Source organism: Nocardiopsis sp. EMB25, from assembly GCF_026797795.1.
GTDB classification, from domain to species: Bacteria; Actinomycetota; Actinomycetes; order Streptosporangiales; family Streptosporangiaceae; genus Nocardiopsis; species Nocardiopsis lucentensis.
Window position 1 is genome coordinate 2,301,877 of sequence record NZ_JAMTDN010000001.1, and the last position, 16,665, is coordinate 2,318,541.

General features: G+C 67.6%; 12 protein-coding genes and 1 pseudogene. 2 read left to right on the plus strand and 11 right to left on the minus strand.

What is annotated here, in order from left to right; genetic code table 11:
• Nucleotides 1-46: 46 nt before the first annotated feature.
• The 9 genes and pseudogenes from KIK06_RS09905 to KIK06_RS09945 all read right to left on the minus strand — a co-directional run.
• Nucleotides 47-281: pseudogene (locus KIK06_RS09905) on the minus strand (MmcQ/YjbR family DNA-binding protein); the annotation flags it as partial.
• Nucleotides 266-988 carry a hypothetical protein gene (locus KIK06_RS09910; RefSeq protein ID WP_268642928.1) on the minus strand — a complete coding sequence of 241 codons (723 nt, stop codon included), beginning with the start codon at nucleotides 986-988 and terminating at the stop codon, nucleotides 266-268. The gene KIK06_RS09910 and the pseudogene KIK06_RS09905, both read right to left, overlap by 16 nt.
• On the minus strand, nucleotides 975-3,245 hold the full coding sequence (locus tag KIK06_RS09915; RefSeq protein WP_268642929.1) for a hypothetical protein: 2,271 nt from the start codon (nucleotides 3,243-3,245) through the stop codon (nucleotides 975-977). Before KIK06_RS09915 ends, KIK06_RS09910 begins: the two co-directional genes overlap by 14 nt.
• A complete protein-coding gene (locus KIK06_RS09920) occupies nucleotides 3,242-3,664 on the minus strand; it encodes a hypothetical protein (RefSeq protein ID WP_268642930.1) in 423 nt (140 codons plus the stop codon). Before KIK06_RS09920 ends, KIK06_RS09915 begins: the two co-directional genes overlap by 4 nt.
• Before the next feature lie 784 nt (nucleotides 3,665-4,448).
• The gene (locus KIK06_RS09925; RefSeq protein ID WP_268642931.1) at nucleotides 4,449-5,033 is read right to left on the minus strand and encodes a DUF4276 family protein; all 585 of its coding nucleotides are present in this window, start codon (nucleotides 5,031-5,033) and stop codon (nucleotides 4,449-4,451) included.
• The gene (locus tag KIK06_RS09930) at nucleotides 5,033-6,211 is read right to left on the minus strand and encodes an AAA family ATPase (protein WP_442789758.1); all 1,179 of its coding nucleotides are present in this window, start codon (nucleotides 6,209-6,211) and stop codon (nucleotides 5,033-5,035) included. The genes KIK06_RS09925 and KIK06_RS09930 overlap by 1 nt, the downstream gene beginning before the upstream one ends.
• Before the next feature lie 93 nt (nucleotides 6,212-6,304).
• A complete protein-coding gene (locus KIK06_RS09935) occupies nucleotides 6,305-6,643 on the minus strand; it encodes a hypothetical protein (protein ID WP_268642933.1) in 339 nt (112 codons plus the stop codon).
• On the minus strand, nucleotides 6,640-7,182 hold the full coding sequence (locus tag KIK06_RS09940) for an ATP-binding protein (RefSeq protein ID WP_268642934.1): 543 nt from the start codon (nucleotides 7,180-7,182) through the stop codon (nucleotides 6,640-6,642). The genes KIK06_RS09935 and KIK06_RS09940 overlap by 4 nt, the downstream gene beginning before the upstream one ends.
• A gap of 102 nt (nucleotides 7,183-7,284) precedes the next feature.
• Nucleotides 7,285-8,241 carry a helix-turn-helix domain-containing protein gene (locus KIK06_RS09945; protein WP_268642935.1) on the minus strand — a complete coding sequence of 319 codons (957 nt, stop codon included), beginning with the start codon at nucleotides 8,239-8,241 and terminating at the stop codon, nucleotides 7,285-7,287.
• A gap of 133 nt (nucleotides 8,242-8,374) precedes the next feature.
• On the opposite strand from KIK06_RS09945, the gene KIK06_RS09950 reads away from it, so the two are divergent.
• Nucleotides 8,375-9,274 (plus strand): helix-turn-helix domain-containing protein, encoded by a 900-nt coding sequence (locus KIK06_RS09950; protein ID WP_268642936.1) that lies wholly within the window; start codon nucleotides 8,375-8,377, stop codon nucleotides 9,272-9,274.
• Nucleotides 9,274-9,486 (plus strand): DUF397 domain-containing protein, encoded by a 213-nt coding sequence (locus KIK06_RS09955; protein ID WP_268642937.1) that lies wholly within the window; start codon nucleotides 9,274-9,276, stop codon nucleotides 9,484-9,486. Before KIK06_RS09950 ends, KIK06_RS09955 begins: the two co-directional genes overlap by 1 nt.
• Before the next feature lie 66 nt (nucleotides 9,487-9,552).
• Here the strand turns inward: KIK06_RS09955 and KIK06_RS09960 are convergent, their stop codons facing one another.
• A complete protein-coding gene (locus KIK06_RS09960; RefSeq protein WP_268642938.1) occupies nucleotides 9,553-13,593 on the minus strand; it encodes an Eco57I restriction-modification methylase domain-containing protein in 4,041 nt (1,346 codons plus the stop codon).
• Nucleotides 13,593-16,595 (minus strand): DEAD/DEAH box helicase, encoded by a 3,003-nt coding sequence (locus KIK06_RS09965; protein WP_268642939.1) that lies wholly within the window; start codon nucleotides 16,593-16,595, stop codon nucleotides 13,593-13,595. The genes KIK06_RS09960 and KIK06_RS09965 overlap by 1 nt, the downstream gene beginning before the upstream one ends.
• Between the last annotated feature and the right edge of the window lie 70 nt (nucleotides 16,596-16,665).

Sequence of the window (16,665 nt, forward strand, 5' to 3'; positions counted from 1 at the left end):
GTCGTGGAGGACGCCGTTCAGCCAGGAGAAACGGATGGGCAGCGGCTCACTCCAAGGAGACCTCGACGAGGGCCGCCGGTGTCGGCGAGCCGTCCCGCATGCCCTCGGGCACGGTCCAGGCACCAGGCCTCCAGGGTGAGTTCGCTGAGCTCGCCCGGGTCGATCCCGTCAAGACGGACGACCACCCAGCCGAACCCGCCCGCAGTGAAGTACACCTCGGACCGCCCGGCCACGAGCGCGGCCTGCTCCAGCAGGAGCTTGGGGCTCAGGGCTGTGGCCGTCGACCTGCCACGAGCGACATGTACTCCTCCAGGTAGTACGCGAACCGTTTCGCGGTCTCCGGGTCCTCGGCCAGGGTGAGTGCCTCCTCGACCCTGGCCCGTAGGAGGGCCCGCTCCTCCGTTTCCGGGGAGAGGAGGTCGCGGCGTAGAGCGGACGCCAGTTCCTGGTAGGAATCGATGAGCTCACCCACCCACTGCTTCGGGCTCGCCCCGCCCTCCGGCCCCTGGTGCCGGTCGAGCCACCACACCAGTCCTAGACCCTGGGACAGGACCCGTTCCCTGAGCACCTCCAGGCGGGCGGTTTGCTCTTCCTCCTCCAGACGCACCTGTTCGGATGCGCGGTACCGGGCGCGGGCACGAGCCTCCGTGGCAGCCGGGATGCCCAGGCGCACGCGACCCGAGACGGTGATCCGCCCGCCATCGTCGATCTCATCCGACAACTCCGCGTTGGCTGCCCATTCGGCCTCCTGGAAGTGCAGTACCGGATGCTTCGCGGTTGCGGCGCGGACCGCCCCGACGAGGAGGCTGCGCGCGACCTCGTCGGGGTGCAGGATCCGCTGTTCGGCGCCATCGGTGACCGTCCACCCGTAGGAGAGGTGCGCGTCGAAGTACAGCCCGCTGTCGGCGCTCTCCACGCGGGCCGAGCACGTGCGGTCGAAGGTCCGGTTGTTCGAGGGGGTGTTCCGCCGTTTCCTACTCCGGAACACCCGGGCTCTCCTCGATCCGTTCGGCCCGTGTCCTGTCGAAGAAGTCCCTGAACAGCAGACGGCCCATCGTCCCTTCCGCACGAATGACGCGGTCGAGGTCGTCGTCGAGCCCAATGGATTGGAAGGAGACGGAGAGAACCCGACGTGTCCGATCGAACGGAAGGGTCCCCGCATCGGCCGCACGCCTCCAGGCGGCCAGCGCGTGGCTGGTGTCACTGCGCAGTTCGGGGTGGTTCCAGGTACGCCCCCACGCCTTCGTGAACAGCTCCACGGCTGTCTCGCCGTCCAGGCCCGTGAGCGAGAGCAGGCCGCGCGAAGGATCGTCCCGAATGGCTTCGCCGTCGGATCCGGAGCCGTCGAACAGGTTGAGGAACAAGCGGCCTCCGGCGAGGGTCGTGCGCTCGTTCTCCACCCAGTCGACCAGGATCTTCAGCGCGGACAGCCTGGGCTGTCCCGGTTCGAGCCGCCCGGCCACCGCCGCGACGGCCTCCTGCCGCAGTTCGGGGTCCTTGGCGTGCTGCATGACGTAGCGCAGTCGAGTCAACGCCTGTTCGGGGTAGGTCTCGGCGAGCTTCCCCCGGCACACCCCGATGACCGCCCTCTGCCGCTGCGGGTTGTTGGACCCCGTGGCCCAGTTGCGCAGGTCCACCACCCGAACTCGGGACCCCAGGACGGGGTGCTCGGCGAGCCGTTGGAGGACCTTGACCACGAACTCCATCCGGTGGTCGGCGTCCTGCCGCAGCCATCCCTCCAGTAGACCGAGGACGGTGGAGCTGCCCTGTGCGACCGCGACCTCGGTCAGGACGTCCGAGAGCCGGTCCAGGCACGCGTGCGCCGCCCCTCCGGGAGCGCTGATCCGGGTCAGCCACCCGGAGAGCAGGTTGGCGGCGGAGCCTCGCCGGGCCCAGAGGTAGCGGATCACCGCGAGGTCGAGTCCGTCTCGGTTGTCGGTGATGTAGACCCGCCCGTCGCGAAGGGCCAGGTTGGCGTTCGTGCACCGCACCCGGTCGTCAGGGGCGGCGAGGGCGCCTCCCCACTCCTCGAGGCGGTCCCGCACCACCTTCGGGAGCAGATCGTCGGCCGCGTTCAGAACAGCGGACGCAGGCGATCCGTCGAGGAAGGCGGCCGCGATGCGCAGCGTCCGTTCCTCGGCTCCCGAGGCGCCCGGCTTACGGTCGTCGGTCGCGAACCAACCCTCGATCTGCGACTGCCAGTCCGAGAACGGTCCCACGACGCCCGTGTCGTTCTCATGCTCGGCCCTCAGGATGATGTCGGCGAGTCCGACTCCGCGCGAGGGCGGGGAGTCAGACGACACCAGGCCGAAGAACGCGCCGCCCTCGTTGTCGAGCCACGCCTCCCGCGACGGATGGGGTGATGTCCTGATCCTGCGCCTGGCGATGTCGAGCGTGTCCGGGCGTCGGTGCTCGCGAACCACGATCCCGTCCCGTTCGCGGGATCTCGGCAGCCTCATCCCCACCGCCTCGTCACCGAGGATCACGAGCAGGGTTTCGTGTTCGTGTTCCCGGGCCTGCTTGGCGTACTGGACCAGGTCGTCGCCGAAGTCGTCCGGCAACGCCTCCCCCATGCCTGTCAGGTCGAGCAGGTAGCCGTGGCGACCGTCGTTGGGAAGACGGCTCATCTCCGGCTTGTCCCAGTCAGGCTCGGGGAACGCACGAAGGACGTAGTTCCCCGGCAGGGTCGCCAGCATACGGAGACCAGCCGTACGACGTCCGGTGTCCGGTGGGCCGATCAGCGCGTACACACCACTCCGGACGGTCTGAACCTGCCCCGCGGAGGAGTAGAGGTCACCAGTGGGGATCCCTCCGCGGTTGATCGCCTCCGACCTCAGGTGGGCGGGACCGTTCTGGTAACGGACGAGCTCGTTCACGATCTTGGTGACATCCCGGCCCGCCGCGATCACGTCTCCCCTGGCCTGGACGTCGGAGAGCACGTTCGTCGCCCCGTCCGGCCCCTCGGTGGAGTCCTCCGGTTCCGGCGGCTCTCCGGTCGGCACGGGCGGGCGCTCACCCTCGGCCGACACGGCGGGGCCGTCGGCCTGGTCGATGACGGGGGCGTCAGCGGGAGCGATCCTCGCGGCGGCGAACTCTTCCCTGACCAAGGGAGGAGGAGGGTACTCCACCCGGCCGTGGTTGCCCACGTACCGATCCGGCACGGGTCCAAGGGAGGCGGTCACGGCCTCCTCCGCATCGGCCTCCGGGGTGGGGGAAGGCGGCGTGTTCTCGACGGGTCGGTTCACTTGCCCTTCCTCACGTTCGCGTCACGACCGGTCACGATGACATCGCCCTTGGCTTTGACGTTCTCGACCCGGTTGTGGCTGATGACCGACACCTCCGACGCCGAGGCGGACCGAACCTCCTCCAGGAGCGAGCGCAGTTGCCCGGCGGCTTCGGGGGAACGCTCCAGCAACGCCGCCAGGTCTTGGGCCGTGTGTTCGGCGAAGATTCCAGTCATTCCGTCCCGTGCATCGTCGGGAGTGGCCGCGAGGGCCTGGTGGTGGGTGTCCAAACGGGTCACGGCAGCGGTCTGGGCCTCGCCGTCGAGGTACCGGTGGAACAGTGCGACACAGCTTTCACGGATGTCCGTCCAGGCCGTAGTGGCCATGGCGCCGACGATGCTGCTCGCGGCCGCGGTGGCAAGTTCCAGGGGCGCGCTCATCACTACCTCCACTGTCTGCTTCTTCGAATCATTCGGGGTTTCGGCGGCGCGTCCTCCACACCTGCACGCTCGTGAGGCGGGACAGCACAGCCGAGCGAAGGCCATCGGCCGCACTCGTCAGGGGAAGCCGGAAGTACACGATCCGCCTTGACGAACGTCGACAACACAGGAAGTGAACACCACAACGAAAGCCACGTCAACACACAGCATCAACTAGATCCGTGAGCGAAAGCCTCGCACCCTCTCGGCGATCCATGGGAGAGCACGCGAAGACCGGGAGGCCGTAGCCGCCCAGAGAGTGTTGAACAGGACGAACACGTGCTTCGCAGGATCGATGGACACATGCGCTCCCATCATCACTGTGAGCGACACCCACGTGGTGGTTTCTGCGTAGTTGGCCGATTCCGGCCAGTCATGGCTTGGGAGAGGGCTTCGCGGCTCTCCAGAACCATGGGATGAGGCGAGCGGGTGAGTGGGCGAACCCCGCTCTCAGCCAGGTGGAACGGTCAGCCGAGGGCGACCGGGCCGTTGCGGAGTCCATGGTGGATTCCGAGTGCCGGACCGAGAGGCTGGAACACCGAACGTGGCGGGGCACCCGACCGGTCCCGCCCGCGGCCCTCCACCACCCTCAGCGGGCGGCGATGGCCCTGCTCGGGTGGTGAATCCCTCGCACGGCCTCATACAGGGACTACGGGACGGCTCGCTCATGCGATCGACGCAGGTATCGGTCAAGGTGGCCTGTCCGGGCCTGGGAACCACACTCCGCGGTGGGAGCGTGTACGCGCTAACCGGCGAGGAGCTCCACGGCGTGGATCATACGGCGGAAGGATCGGCTGCGCCGTTCGGCCAGGCGAAGGTCCATGACGGCCGAGAACTTGGCCTGGTGCAGGGTTTCCCGGTAGGGCTCGTTCATGATGGCGCGCAACGCCCCCTTCGCATCACGCCGCGCCTCAGGGTCCTCGGGCGCCTCAGCATCATCCCGTACCGCGGCATGCGTCCGGAGAGACTCGGCCGCGGCGAGGAACCACGCCTCGTACTCGTGCCGTGCGATCACGATCTCGACCGGAACATTCACCAATCCCGGGGCCGGCACCATTTCCTTGGCCAGCTCCACAGGACACTCCTTGTCCTTGTCGTCGCCGTCCCGAAGAACGAGGACTCCGCCGTGGCCCCGTACACGCGCTGACTGAACACGAATCGCCTTCGCCAACTCCTCCGGCTTGCGCATCTTGGCCGAATCCAGCCGGAAGGGTTGTTCCACCCGCACCGCTGTTCCGGCGTACTCAGCGGCTACACGCGAAACGAGAACCCTAACCGCGGGCATTTCGCCATGCCCCTCCACGATGGGAGCGATGATCGCGAGGGACATCAGGCCCCTTCCAGCGGTAGGGACATCTGCGTCGTTTCAGGGAGAAGCTGATCCGTACGCAGGAGTTCGCCCGGCGTGTACAGGTGTTCCCGCATCGCCAACGCGCCCGCCTCGTCCAGTGGACCGATCCGGGTCTCACCCTCCACGGAACGGACCGCGCAGAGTTGCTCGACCTCGAAGTCGTCCCGATCCAGCAAATCGGGGCTGTGGCTGGTGACGATGACCTGACGCCGTGCACTCGCGTCCCGCAGAGCGTCCAGGAGCACCCCGGACGCCGCAGGGTGCAAAGCACTCTCGGGTTCTTCGATACCGATCGTGCTGAGCGTGTCTCCACTGTCAGAGAACAGCGAGACGAGGACTCCGAGAGCTCTCAGTGTTCCGTCCGAGACCGACTGGGCTGGGAACCGCCACGGGTCGCGGGCCCCCGGAACGTCCTGGGTGAACTCCAGGGTCTCCCAGTTACCCAAGTCCTTGCGTGACACACCGCGCATGCCCGGAACGATGTTGCGCAGGTAGTCCTCGATTCGGCTCTTGGCCGCCCGGTCCAGTCGGTGCATCACGCTGGCGATGTTGGCCCCGTCCCTGCGCAGGAACTCCCCGGAGTCCGGGGTCTGTGGCTCGCGCATGGCGTCAGGGTTCAGGCTGAAGACGTTGATACCGGCGAGCCCTTCGAAGACAGGCTCGAAGATGTCCAGGCCCGCGGCGGAGACGAGGTACAGGCGCTTCTCACTCGCCGGAGGCATGACGGGCTCGGAGGACTCGATCAGCTTTCCGTTGCGTACTTTGAAGTTTCCGCGGCGGGCGTCCCCGTCACCCGTGGTGTGCACGTGGCACTCTTCCCGGGTGACCTTGAATCCGCCCCCCTGAACCGCTCCCACCTCGAACCTGTACGTTCCGGAGGAAGTGGGTCCACGGAACTCCAGGTTGATCCCGAAGTGGTTGGGGTGTCCGGTGGACCGGCGACGTACTTCGGCCGCACCGCCCCGGGTACGCAGGGCTTGATCCAGCGTAGTCTGCAACGCCTCGGACAGCAGCCTCAACGCGTCGAGCACGTTGCTCTTACCCGAACCGTTGGGCCCTACGAGGAAAAGCAAGGGGCCAAGGCTGATGTCAGCTTTGGCGATGCTTCTGTAGTGCCTCAGTTGCACACGTGTGAGCGAGAATCGGTTGTCCTGCATAGTTCCAGTCTTTCAGTAGTACGCCCTCCGCGCACCGCAGCGGTGGCCGTGCCGGGAGCGGCGGGCCCCCGGCACGGCCGCGCGTGGTCGGGCTCAGAGCAGGTCCACGGCCAGGTGGAGCACCAGTGCGCCGGTCAGGGCTGCGAGGGCATGGGTGGCCAGGTGTCGGCCCGTGGAGCGGGGTTTGCGGTGGCTGTGCGGCCTGCGCCGCGATTCGAGCGCGGGCTCCCGCGCGGTCGACGGGGGCGGCGGACCGCGCATCCAGGCGGGCAGTTCGCCGTGGGCCTGGCGGTAGGCGACACGGGGGTTGCCGCGCAGTTCGTTCAGGAGACGCTGCTGGCGGGTGGGCGTCCGGGTGCCGGTCCGGGTGCGGGCGAAGCGGTGGCCCCGGGGTGCGTCCAGGACGGCACGGACCCGGTTGTCGGCGCTCACCGTCCCGCGCCCGCGCGGGCGGGGACGGGCAGGGCGAACTCGGCCCAGATCACCGTGCCGAGGCCGCCGCAGAAGGGGAAGTCCACGACGGCCCGGGTGCCCCACGCGGTGGCCAGGTGGTCGATGAGCAGCAGGCCCCGACCGCGTTCGGCCTCCTCCCACTCCTGGGGCGTGCGGTGCTCGGGGATCCGGGGGCCAATGATGGTCGCGGTCGTGTCCCGGGTTCCGTCGTCGACGATGGACACGAGCACGGTCGTGGCGGTGGGCATCGACAGGGTGCGGATGACCCGGCCGTCCGGGTCCTGGCCGGAGCGCGAGTGGTCGCAGGCGTTCGCGAACATCTCGCTCACGCACAGCACGACCGTGTCCGACCAGTCGGGGTCCGTGCCCTCCATGCGGGCGAGGTCGGCGCGCAGGTCCGCTCGGACCCAGGAGGTCTGGGCGAGGTCGCCGGGGTAGACGCGCGAGGGCCAGCGGCGTCCGGCGAAGGGCGGGGTGGGGGTGTGGATCGGAGCGCGCGGGTGCGGCACCATGGGCATGTCGGCAGTCCTTTCGGCAGATTCGTTGTTGGTTGTCGGCGCGCTCTGGTGGGTGGTACCAGCACCTACCAGAGCACTTTTTCGTTTCGGGGTCCGCGCCGGTCAGCGGAGGGAGCGCAGGGGGTCAGCGGTGGGTCCGGCCTCATGGTCAGGTGTCCGGTCGTCCGGGTTACTGGGGTCAGGGCCGGTGGTGAGCGCTTTGGGCGCGCTCTCGCGCGAGCGCAGCAGCTTCTCCAGGAACCGGAGGGAGTCGGGGGCGGACAGCGCGGCGCCCTGAAGGGTGGCGAAGAGGTCCACATAGCCCTTGACGAGTGAGGCGTCGCTGATCAGGTGGCCGGGTCCGCAGGGGTGCGGGGTGTGGGCGAGGGTGTGCCGGGGTGAGAGGGACAGGGTCCAGAACGCGCCGCGCAGCCCGGGGTGGTGGGCCGTGCCGTGGGGGATGACGTGCAGGCTGACCCGGCCGCCGGAGACCAGCCGGTGCAGGAACCTCCACTGCTCGCGGGTGATGTCCACGCTGCCGACGACGCGGGTCAGGGCGTCGGCGTCCATGACCACGCAGCAGTAGGGCGGACCGGAGCTGGTCGGCATGAGGCGCGAGCGACGGTGTCGGTCGCAGAAGAGACTGCGGACCTCCATCGGGCGCTCGGCCCTGTCCAAGGCGCGGGCGTAGTCCTCGGTGAGGAAGTCGTCGGGAAGGACGAGCGGGGCGTACACGCGGATCTGCTGCGCTGACGGGAGCAGCTCGGTGACGGTGGCTCCGCCGGAGAGTTCGTCGGTGATGAGGGCCTGAGCCCAGGCGTCCCACAGGACCCCTTCGGCGCACAGCTCCCGGTCCAGGACGGAGATCTGGTGGCGGTCTGGAGCTTCCTTCCCGGCCTCCACGTCGCGGAGGACGGCGATCGAGGTGAGGCACCGCTCGGCCACGAACGCCAGGGACAGCCCCTCGTTCTCACGTGCCGCCTTCACCCTGGCCCCGAACCGTGTCCACAGCTCGTCGGCGGTTCCGTCCCTCCCTCCCCCACCGCTCGCGCCTACTCGTGCCCACCGTTCACCAGCCATGACTGACCTCCGCTCGGTTCCCCGTTCAGTACCGTGCTGACACCCCTAAGCTAGACACAGACCAGAGAACTTACAAGGCATGCAAATAAAGTGGTCCGCATTATGAATACATGTCCCTTTTGGATCCAGTGAGATGATGTCCACGATCCCCACCCACCAGCGCGACATCGATGGAACGAAGGAGATCACCGTGGCCCAGGGCTCCCCCGTCCGCAGGCACTACCTGGTGAGTCAGCTCAAGCGGCTCAGAAGCCAGGCGAAGATGTCCCAGGAGCAGGTCGCCAACGAGCTGGGGTGGGACACCAGCAAGCTCTACCGGATCGAGAACGGACGGTTCGTCCGCCTGACGACGGAGGCCGTCGCCGCGCTGTGCCGTCTGTATGGAGCGAGCGATGCGCTTCGTGAGGAGCTGGTCGAGATCGCCAAGGCGGCAAGGAAGCAGAAGCCGTGGTGGTTCCAGCACGAGGATGTGGCGGGCAACGCCTTCTACAGCCTGGAGAACGAGGCGACCAAGATCCAGCAGTACGCGATGGGCGTCGTGCCGGGGCTGCTCCAGCACCCGGACTACATCGAGGCGCTGATGTCGCGCGGGTTCGTGGCCGACGCAGAGGAGCGTCAAAAGCGCGTGGCCGCACGGATTGAGCGTTGCGCCAGCATTCTGGATCGTGACCATCCACCCCGAATCTGGGCGATCACTGACGAGTCGGCGCTCCGGTGCCTGGTCGGCGGCCCGAAGGTGATGCGCACCCAGTTCCAGCACCTGATGGACCTCAACCAGCGACCGAATATCGACATTCAGGTACTGCTACTGTCCAAAGGCATGGCACAGTCCTGCGGCTACACCCTCCTGCACCTGGGCGAAACCGACCAGGTGGGCTACCTGGACGTTCCCCCGAGCGGGCACTTCTTCGAGGGCAGCGAGGAACTGACCAACCACGAACGCAGGTTCGAATACATGCAGGCTGCTGCCCTGCCGTTGGACGACACGCAAGACTTCATCCGCCGTCTGGCGGGCGAACTGGAGAGGTCCTAATGACCGAGCACGAAGCCGCCAAGGTGACGTTGGCCCCCGTCTCCCCCTGGCACACCGCCAGCTACAGCGTCGAGCAAGGCGAGTGCGTAGAGGTTGCTGAGGGGCCGATCACCGGGCTCCGGGACACCAGGCACCGCGACCTGGGGGCACTTTTCTTCGGTGGGAACGAGTGGCAAGCGTTCCTGAACATCGCCAAGAATGACCTGAGCTAAAGCAACACGAGCAACGTTCGGCCCCGTCCGCTGCGAGCCAGCAGACGGGGCCGAGTGCTGTGCAGATCAGGCGGGAGCGTGCCGGGGGCCGTGGCCGGGCGGTGGGGTGAGAGTGGACGTGAAGTTCTCCCCGTCGATCAGCGGAGTGTCGAGCGAGACTCCGACCTCCGCCATCCGATCGTAGATCTCCAGGATGAGCTCCTTGGTGCGGTAGGTGCCGTACTTCTCGACGTCCTTCCGCTTCACGATCGGGAACGTCTCCATGATGTAGTCCACGTCATCCCGATTAATCCCGTAGAGGTGGAAGAACAGCGCGTCCAATTCCGCCCGCATGACCGCACGGCGCTCCTCATCCCACCGGAACGGCGCACCCTCATCACCCAGATCCCGAGCAAAGGGTGCCATGTCGCAGGCAGTAAATGTCAGCTCAGCAACCCGACCCACGATAAAGGAAGCGAACGGTTCAAGAACTCCCGGAGAAAGCACCGGAACCTGCTCAGAAGTACTCTGGGGGATACTTGGTTGACTAAAGCTGTTGCGCAGCAAATAATCATAAGGGAACGAGTTAAAATTCGCCTCCAGCATGACGAGATCGCCAGCCGCAGGACCTGAAGATATGATCCATCCATACGATGCTGGACCCCATGGAATGATCGCAGCGATGCACGTCCGGTCATCGTTATTTCGAGCGACCCTACGATGAGCGAGCATCCCAGTCTTGCACTTAAATTCTCTTCGCCCCTGACGCAATCGAGTCTCTTCCGGAGACACCCAGTACTGCGGCTGCACTACGTAGGTTGCGGACTCCAGATCAGGGAGTGACGACTCTCCTTTCCCAGTTGAGTCAGCGAACCTGTGATTGTACTGATGCCCCATGCGACCTTCATGGAGCGGCAGCATTTTCTTAGAGCCCTTAACAAATGTATCACCAATTAGCTCCCACCCATCTTCCTCCAGACCCTTTCGATCATGAAGTAGGTGCGAGTCATGGGACATGTCAAACATGCGGAGAAATGAAACACCCCACGGATTTACCTTGGGATCGCCTTCCCTAATCAGGACTGGAACCCTTCGGTAAACATCAAGGGTGATCTCGGCGTCACGCCGTGAACGGAATACCGGACAGGTCCCAGTATTGGGGTTGAGGAGGGTAATTTCCTCAGGGGCCATAGTGAAAACCTTGTCAATGCTCTCCAAATCCGCCGGATCATGGAGGAAAAACGCGAAAAAAGCTTCAGGCTCCCGCGCACCACTGCCCACGAGTGACAGGATGCAGAACTTCATGCGCGAGTCCACGGCTGGAAAGAGACCAGCGCGGTTCTCGAAGTCATAGAGTGCCGCGATCGAACCGTTCTTCACCAAATCCTTGAAGAAGTACTGGGTCCGTGCATCCGTAGCGATTCCTGCCGGCACAATGACACCGCATCGCCCTCGGCCACCGAGCAAAATCCTGTCTGTCTCCGCGAAAACCGCATAGACGTTCAGGTTTCCCTGACCAGTAAGCGGAACACGACCAGACCTACGCAGGAAGTGGCTCTCCGCATAGACCTTACGCTTCGCCTCCGCGTACTCTTGGTAGAGGCCCTGCTTGTCCGGGTCATCCTTCAGAGATGCAATCAGCTTCTTGCGCTGAGCAGCACGCGAAACCTCGGCGATCTCCGGTGCCCGCTGAGCGAAGAACTCCTGTTCTTTGAGCTCCACGCTATCCCACGGCGGATTTCCCAGAACGCAGTCGAAGCCACCCTTCCAGCCTGTGCCCGGGTTGATACCCTGCCCGGCCTCGGGCACAGAGAACACATCCGGGAACTCCAGGTACCAGTGGAAGAAGTGGTATTGATCGCGCAGCCTGACGATCTCCTCGTGCGTGGCTTCCGAGGCCCCCTTACCCTCTGGGTCCTGCAATGCCTGGAAGACGCCCTCAGTCACAGGCCGTGGCGCTTCCGGTGTCTTCAAGCACATGAACGCCGAGCACCAGGCATCCGCCAAGTGCAAAGCGTGCGTGTACTCAGCCGAACGCTGCCACTCTTGGTATGCCTCTTCCTGCCTCCGGACATCCTGAATAGATTCGGCCGGGGCAGTCGTGATCTGGTTGAGTCGACGCGCGAAATCGGTGTTGGAGACCTTGACGGAATTGACGTCGATATCGAAAAGACTCTCCTGGCCTCCTCGCTCCTTGACGTTGATCTTCTCCAGGGCCTTCGCGTGCTTCTTGTCATCGCCTTCTGTAGCGATGAAGGCCGCGTCCGGAATGCCCTCCCTCATGAGCTTCGGAGTAGCACCGATCAGGGAGTTTCCGTACTTGATGTGCGCGTCCAGGAAATTCAGCGGCTTGCCCGGCTCCAGGGCCTCCAGCCACAGCGACACCTTGGCCAGCTCGACCGCCATCGGGTTGAGGTCCACGCCGTATATGCAGTGCGCCACCACCTCGTGCATGGCGTGCCGAACGGCGTCCACGGTCGGCTCCGGGTTGCCCTCGCGCACCGCCGCGACCTTCTTGGCGATCCGCCGCGCCGCCGCCACCAGGAAGTGCCCCGACCCACACGCGGGGTCGCAGACGGTCAGCTTCAACAGCTCCGAGACGATCGCCTCGGCCTCGTCGGCCTGCCCGGCCGCGCTGGCCGCGACAGAGCCGCGCTTGACGGCGTCGTCGATCACCGGGTCGAGGGAGGAGTCGAGCAGCGTCTCGATCAGCGACGAGGGCGTGTAGTACGAGCCCGTCGTCTTGCGGTCGTTCCCGGCCAGCTCGACCAGCTCGAAGGTGCGGTCGGCCGGGCTGTGCTGGGGCACCAGCTCCAGCAGCGACTCGTAGATGGAGCCCAGCTCCTCGGCGTCCAGGTTGCGGTAATCGACCGCCCGCCAGCGCCGGGAGTCGGTGTCCCGGACCTGAGCCAACTGCCGAACCGCGCCCAGCAGCGCCTCGTTGGACAGCTCCAGCCCCTCCAGGGGCGCGTCGGCCTCGGTGTGCGTGAACAGACCACCGAGCGCGGGGATACCCAGCTCCGGACGCCCGTTCGTGGAGGGCTTCCGACCGCCGAGAGCGTCGAGCACCAACCGCAGCGCCCGGTACTGGTCGCCGTGGGCGGTGCCTCGGCGACGGCGGGCGTGGCGGCGCAGCCGTGCGGAGGAGAAGTAGGCCGCGTAGCGCTCCCTGGCCCGCTCGTCGGTGCCGGGCGGGTGCAGCGCTCCCCGGTCCTCGGCCACGAACAGGAACAGCAGCCGGTACACCATCCGCAGCAGGGCCGCGTGCAGCTCCTTGGCGTCCAGGTCCTCCCGCAGGCGGGAGTTGGCCGGGTGCTTGAGGAAGCCGGTCCCCAGGATGGTGATGGCCTCCTGCACGCCCTTGCGCAGCTGGTCCAAGGCGCGGGTCCCGGAGCTGATCGCCTCGGTGCGCCACTTCTCCAACCAGCAGGCGGCGGGCGGCTCGCCCTCCTTGACCTGGAAGCGGGAGGCGTGCAGCAGCCGGTACAACAGCACGAACTCGTTGAAGAGCTCGCCGTCGAAGATCGCCTCCAGGTCGAACTCGACGTAGGCGGCGGTCGCCAGGGCGCTGGAGTCACGCAGCAGCCGCAACTGCCGCCCGTTGGTCACGACCGCCCACAGGTGCGCGGACGTGCGGTTGAGCGCCTCCTGCACGAGGGACTGCGGCGGAACCGTGCCCGCTCCCCCGGGCCGCCGGTCCAGCTCCGTCGCCCAGGTGGGCACATGGATGGGCACGTGCTGCCAGCGGTGGCTGAGCGGGAAGACCTTCTCCGCATCGTCGTCGGCGACGATGCTTCCGGCCCCGGCCTCCGGCAGCAGGCCGAAGCCGAGCTCGTTGAACAGCGGCAGCACCCAGTTGGTGAGGGCGATCCCGGTGGGATCGGAGGCGGGGGCGCCATCGTCGCCCGGGGGCAACTGCTTGCGCAGGTCCCGCCACAGGCTCTTGAAGTAATCCCAGTGGCGCTCGGCCTCGTCGGCCACCGACCGCGACCCCACCACCCCGTAGTCGGCGGGCTTGGCGCCGGGCACGTCCCTGCCCTCGGCGATGCGCAGCAGCATGTCGGTGGGCAGCAGCCCGCCGACCGTGTGCACTGCGGTGAGCACCTGGTTCTTGGCGATGGCGGACATCAGGCGTTTCCTCCGGCGGGGGCGGCAGAGTCGACGGACGTGGGAACAGGGAGGTAGACGTAGGCGCCGAGGATGTCGGCGGGCTCCTGGGGCTCGACCTTCAGGCCGCGGACGATCTCACGGGACTTGCTGGTGTCGGCCTGGCGCACGCGGCGGTGGGAGTCGGCCAGTTCCTCGGCGAGTTCGCGGCCGTAGGCGGCCAGGCGGTCGTTGACGGTGGGCAGGCCGTCGATGATCTTGCCCATGGTGCGCTCGGCGGAGGCCGGGTCGGTGTTGGCGTCGGCCTGGGCGTCCAGCAGCGCGACGGCCTCCTCCGGTTCCAGCCACTCGGCGCGCTCGGGCGCACCCCGGAAGGCGAGCATCCGGGCGTCCTCGGCCACCACCTGGCGGGTTCCGTGCCGGGAGGGCAGGGTCAGGTGGAACCGGTAGCGCACCAGCAGCAGAGTGGTGCGCTTGTCGACCGCCGCGGTGCGGACCACGCCGCAGCGGCGGGCCGGGCGGGCCCCCGCGGTGTCGGGGTCCAGGGCGGCGTCGAGAACATGCGAGGCCAGCGCGCCGACGACCGGGTCGGTGCGCACGAGGGCGGCCTCGCCCCGGGCGACGGCGGCGGTGTCGCGGAACGGGAACGGCTTGCCGTCCTCCACGGCCGTGGGGCCGAGCACGGGCGCGAAGGCGTCGCGCAGGCCGACCGGGGTACCGGACACGTCGGCGGTGAACCCGTCGGGCTCGGTCCGGATGACCGCCTCCAGCTCGCGCAGGGAGGTCTCCACGAACGAACGCACCTCCCCGGTGCCGCCCAGGGCGTCACGGACGGAGGCGACCTCGCGGGCCACCTCCTCGGGGTGGATGGTGCGCTGGGCGAACTTGGAGCGGGACAGCTTCTCGCGCTCGGCCGCCGACTTCCACTCGGCGTCGAGCTCGTCGGCCTTGACGGTGAGCTCGTCGGTGCCGAACAGGGCCTCCTGCTCGCCGGTCTGGGAGCGCATGAGCAGCCAGTCCACGATGGCGTCGGTGACGCCGGAGGAGGACTCGTCGGGCACGGAGACGGCGATGCCGAGGTCCTTGCGGATCTGGCGGTACTTGCGGATCAGCACCTCCAGCACCTTGCCGTCGATGCCGTTGTCCTCGCCGTAGAGGGTGATGACGCGGACCTCGTCGCGCTTCTGCCCGTAGCGGTCGACACGACCCTCGCGCTGGTCGTGGCGGGTGGGGTTCCACGCCAGGTCGTAGTGGACGACGGCGTCGAAGTAGTGCTGGAGGTTGACGCCTTCGGACAGGCAGTCGGTGGCGACCAGGACCCGGCGGGCGGCGGTTCCGCCGTCCCCGTTCTCCGCCTCGCGCGCGGTCTCGGCGGCGGCCTCCTCCGCGAACTCCTCGATGCGCTGCACCCGCTGCTGCGGGGACAGGGTGCCGGTGACGTGCTTGACGGCGGTCTTCCAGCCGGGGCGGCCGTCCTTGGCACGGCCGTTGAGCTTGCCGTCCAGGTGCTCGGCCACGTACTCGGCGGTGTCGATGTAGTGGCAGAAGACGATCGGGTCGTACCCGTCGGCCAGCAGTTCCTTGAGGTGCTTGACCAGGGCCTTGAGCTTGGCGTCCTTGGCCGGTCCCTCCAGCTTCTCGGCGCGCTTGGCCAGCAGGAGCAGCGGGTGCTGGTCGCGCTCCTCGTCGGCCTTGGCGCCGGGGGCGGTGTCCATACCCTCCAACTGGTCGGCGTCGACGGCGTCGCGGGCCAGCGGGGCACCCAGTTCGTCGGCCTCCTTGGCGGACTTGGCCAGGGCGGCGGCGGATCGGGTGGTGAGGGTCTTGGCGGCGGCGCGCGGGGAGGAGACCAGGGAGCGCAGCATGGCGATCGCCGACCACCAGGCGACGCGGTGCTCGCGCCCGCCGGGGGCTCCGGCCTGTCCGACGCGCTCGCCCGCGTAGGCGATGGCGTCCTCCAGCAGGGACCTGTACTCGGGGCTGAGCTTGTACTTCTCGTCCTTGAACTGGCGGTCGGACGGGAAGGCGGTGCGCTCGGCCAGGGAGTCGTCGGCCAGGCCGTCGCCCTCGCGGGTCAGGTACCGGCGCACGTCGGCGCGCTTGCGCTGCACGAAGTGGCGGGCCAGGAGTCGGCGCCCGGCATCGGTGTCGAGGTTCACCTCTGCCAGGTCGGGGTTGACCAGGCCGAGCAGGTTGCGGAAGGCCGACTCCTTGCCGCTGTGCGGGGTGGCGGTCACCAGCAGCAGGTGGCGGTCGGCGTCCGCGGCGACCTTCTGGAGGAGTTCGTAGCGCAACTGGTTCTGACGGGAGCCGGTGTCGTCGGCCGCCACGCAGGTGTGCGCCTCGTCGACGATGACCAGGTCCGGGCAGTAGCGGACGAAGTCGTCGCGGTGGCGGGTGGACTTGATGAAGTCGGTGGAGACGATGACGTGCTTGTACTTTTGGAACAGGGGCTGGCCCAGGTCCAGGCCGCGCTCCAGGCGGGAGACGGTGGAGGCCAGGACGAGTTCGGCGTCGATGTTGAACTTGGTGCGCAGCTCGTCCTGCCACTGCTCGGCCAGGGCCGGGGAGCACAGCACGGCCAGGCCGGTGGCGTCGCCCTGGGCGAGGAGTTCGGAGGCGATCAGGCCCGCCTCGACGGTCTTGCCGATACCGACGTCGTCGCTGATCAGCATGCGCACGGTCGGCTGGCGCAGCGCCATGAGCAGCGGGACGAGCTGGTAGGCGCGCGGCTGTACGGCGATCCCGGCCAGGGAGCGGAACGGCCCGGCGCCGGAGCGGAAACCGATGCGCAGGGCCGAGCGGAGCAGCCCGGCGGCCTCGGCGTTGCCCAGGTCGGTGGCGTCGGGCGGGTCGAAGGTGGCCGCCTCGACCCTCTCGAAGGCGGGGAAGAGGGCGGCCACGTCGTCGTCGCTGCCGCCGAGCGGGCGCAGCACCAGCATGTCGTCGGCGCTCTCGGGGAGCACCACCCATTCGCGGCCCCGGGCCGAGACCAGGGAGCCGGGGGCGTACGTGGTGGTCATAGGAGGGTGTCCTCGGGGGTCGTGTCGGTTCGCGGTGTCGGGTCCGGTGGCGGGGCCGGGTCGGCCCCCT